The organism is Streptomyces sp. URMC 127, from assembly GCF_051386535.1.
Classification (GTDB): Bacteria; Actinomycetota; Actinomycetes; order Streptomycetales; family Streptomycetaceae; genus Streptomyces.
In genome coordinates this window covers 1-3,353 of record NZ_JBPQTW010000373.1, presented here as the reverse complement: position 1 = coordinate 3,353, position 3,353 = coordinate 1, and the positions used below count along the sequence as shown (strand labels likewise).

Annotated in this window: 3 protein-coding genes; all 3 read right to left on the bottom strand. The window is 72.7% G+C overall.

Annotation, left to right across the window (positions count from 1 at the left end; all coding sequences use genetic code 11):
* Positions 1–121 precede the first annotated feature (121 nt).
* The gene (locus tag ACSNOH_RS34090; RefSeq protein ID WP_436725324.1) at positions 122–1,615 is read right to left on the bottom strand and encodes a glycoside hydrolase family 3 protein; all 1,494 of its coding nucleotides are present in this window, start codon (positions 1,613–1,615) and stop codon (positions 122–124) included.
* Between the two features lie 9 nt (positions 1,616–1,624).
* Complete coding sequence (locus tag ACSNOH_RS34085) at positions 1,625–2,452, bottom strand: carbohydrate ABC transporter permease (protein WP_436725323.1); 828 nt, start codon at positions 2,450–2,452, stop codon at positions 1,625–1,627.
* The coding region (locus ACSNOH_RS34080) for a carbohydrate ABC transporter permease (RefSeq protein ID WP_436725322.1) at positions 2,449–3,353 on the bottom strand (905 nt) is incomplete at its 5' end. The genes ACSNOH_RS34085 and ACSNOH_RS34080, both read right to left, overlap by 4 nt.

Sequence of the window (3,353 nt, the reverse complement as noted above, 5' to 3'; positions counted from 1 at the left end):
TCCCGGGGCCCCGGCCCCCCGCAGGGGGAAACGGTGAAAGGGTGGGTCCGGGGCTTCTCCCCCGCCGCGACGGCGAGCAACCACCGGACGGCCTGTCCGGCGGTGCCGAGCCCGCAGCGGGCTAGATGCCCGCGAGGGCCTCCGCCGCGGCCGTGCCACACACCCGCGCCGCCCCGTGCGTCGCCACATGCAACGCCCCCCGCGGCGGAGCCGCGTTCAGGCCCATTTCCACGACGACCGTGTCCGGCCGCGCAGCGACAACCGCGTCGAGAGCCTCCGCCATCCACCCGTGCCGGTGCACGTCCCGTACGACGGCGACGATCCGCCGCCCGCCCGCGGCGGCGAGCACGTCGGCGGCGCGGGCCGCGTCGCGGCCGTACGTGCCGGTCTCCGTGCCGGGCAGCAGCCGGGCGAGTTCGGCGCCGACGCCCCAGGGGGTCTCGTCGCCGACGGCGATGTTCGCGACCGGGGTGAACGCGGCCACGTAGGCGGGCCCGGTGAGCGGCTCGTGGCCGGGCGCGGCGGTCACCCGCAGGGCGCGCCGGGCGGCGGTGAGCCCCACCTCGGGGGCGGGCGCGGTCCCCTCCTCGGCCGCGCCGGCCGCGCCCTCCCCCGAGGTCCAGCGCGCCAGGGCGCGCACCCGTGCCGCGGCGTCGGCGAGCCGTTCCTCCTGCAGCTCGCCGGCGCGTACGGCCGCGACCAGCGCGTCGCGCAGCCGCAGCACGGTGTCCTCGTCGGCCAGCCCGCCGCCGACGCAGATGGCGTCGGCGCCCGCGGCCAGGGCCAGTACGCTGCCGCGCTCGATCCCGTACGTGCCCGAGATCGCGCGCATCTCCATGCCGTCGGTGACGATCAGGCCGTCGAAGCCGAGGCCGCCGTCGGCGACGGGCGCCCGCAGCAGGCCGTGCAGGGCGGCGGGGCTGAGGGTCGCCGGCAGGCCGGGGTCGAGGGCGGGCAGCAGGATGTGCGCGCTCATGACGGCCTTGGTGCCGGCGGCGACGGCGGCCCGGAAGGGCACCAGTTCGCGGGTGCGCAGCGTGCCGAGGCCGGCGTCGATGCGCGGCAGGTCGTGGTGGGAGTCGACGGCCGTGTCGCCGTGCCCGGGGAAGTGCTTGGTGCAGGCGGCGACGCCCGCGGACTGCAGGCCCTGCACGTAGGCGGCGGTGTGCCGGGCGACGAGGTGCGGGTCGGAGCCGAAGGAGCGGACGCCGATGACGGGGTTGTCCGGGTCGGAGTTGACGTCACCGGACGGCGCCCAGTTGAGGTTGACGCCGCACTCGGCGAGGCGCCGGCCGAGCTCGCGGGCGACGGCCCGGGTGAGCCGGGTGTCGTCGACGGCGCCGAGGGCGAGGTTGCCGGGGAAGGAGGAGCCGGTGCGCACCTCCAGCCGGGTGACGTCGCCGCCCTCCTCGTCGACGGCGACGAGGACGTCGCCGCGCTCGGCGCGCAGCTGCGCGGTGAGGGCCGCGAGCTGTGCGGGCGAGGCGATGTTGCGGCCGAAGAGGCCGACGGAGGCGAGCCCCTCGCCGAGCCGGCGCAGCAGCCACGCGGGGGCGGTGGTGCCGGTGAACCCGGGCTGCAGGACGGCGAGGGCGTCGCGCGTGAGCGTGTCCATGGAGTAGCCCTACCCCTTAACTGCGCCGGAGGTGAGGCCGCCGACTGCCTTGCGCTGGAGGATGACGAAGAGGATCAGGATGGGAACGGCGAAGAGCGAGGAGGCGGCCATGGTGGCGCCCCAGTCGTCGCCGAAGGTGGTGCGGAAGCCGGTGAGCCAGACCGGGAGGGTCTGTCCGGCCTGCTTGTTGAGGATGAGGACGTAGGGGAACTCGTTCCAGACGGTGATGAAGCCGAAGAGCGAGGTGGCCATCAGCCCGGGGGCCAGCAGCGGGAAGATCACCTTGCGGAACGCCTGGGCGCGGGTGCACCCGTCGACCATCGCGGACTCCTCCAGCTCCTTCGGCACGGCGGCGACGTAGCCGCGCAGCGTGAGGACGGTGAAGGGCAGCACCATGACGGTGTAGACGGCGGCGAGCGGGACGAGGCTGTTCAGCATGTCCGCGTCGCGCACGATGATGTAGTACGCGAGGGCCATGACCTCCCAGGGGGCCATCTGGGCCGTCATCATCACCAGGATGAAGCCCTTGCGGCCCTTGAAGCGCAGGCGGGCGACGGCGAAGGACGCGAGCAGCGCGATGAGGAGCGAGAGGCCGACGGCGACCAGGGTGACGGTCAGGGAGTTGCCCACGAGCGTCCAGAAGCCGTCGGCGTCCACGGCCCTGCGGAAGTGGTCGAGGGTGGGGCTGGACGGGAACCAGACGGGCGTCTCGCTGACGACGTCCTTGTTGGCCTTGAAGGCCGTCGCGAACATCCAGTAGACGGGGAAGACGAAGAGGGCGAAGAGGACGACGGCCGTCGCCCCGGGCCAGACGCGGCCGAGCGGGGAGCGCCTCACAGCTCGTCCTCCTCTTGCTTGAGTACGAGGCGCAGGTAGTGCGCCGTGAGGGCCAGCAGGATCACGATGGTGAGGATGGAGATCGCCGCGCCCATGCCGAAGTGCTGGCTGCCCACGCCCTCCTGGAAGGCGTAGACGGGGAGGGTCTCGGTGAGCCGGTCGGGGCCGCCCTCGTTGATCGCGAAGACCTGGGTGAACGACTTGAAGATCCAGATGACTTCGAGGAACGTCGTCGCGAGGAAGAACGGCCTCAGGAAGGGGAAGGTCACCGAGGTGAACTGCTTCCAGGTGCCGGCACCGTCGAGCGAGGCGGCCTCGTAGAGCTCCTTCGGGATCGTGGTGGTCGCCGCGTAGAGGTTGATCGCCACGAAGGGGACCGACTGCCACACGAGCAGCACGGTGATCACGAAGAAGGTGGAGAACTGCCCGCTGGTCCAGCTGTATCCGGCCATGGAGTGCCAGCCGAGCCGGTCCAGGAGGTAGTTGACGACGCCGAAGCGCTGGTCGAACAGCCACTGGAAGACGGTGGTCGCGGCGACGACGGGCATCGCCCAGGCCAGGACCAGGCCGAGGGAGAGCAGCAGCCGCAGCTTCTTGCCCAGGCGGGCGAGGAGCAGCCCCGTGAAGCAGCCGATCAGCATGATGAGGACGACGTTGGCGGTCGTGAAGACGACCGAGCGGCCGGTGACGCTCCAGAACTCGGAGCTGCCGAGCTGCTCGGTGTAGTTGTCCGCGCCGGTCCACTCGGTGAGGTGCTGGATGAGCTGGCGCGGGCCGAGGTTCTGGAACGACAGCAGGACGTTCTTCAGCAGGGTCCAGCCGAGCAGCAGCACCGTGACGGCGGCGGCGGGGAGGAGCAGCAGGTACGGCACGGCCGCGGTGAGCCTGCGGGGGCCGGGGC

Coding starts and splice junctions, on each gene's coding strand:
- ACSNOH_RS34090 (WP_436725324.1), bottom strand. CDS start 1,615: ATGGACACGCTCACGCGCGACGCCCTCGCCGTCCTGCAGCCCGGGTTC.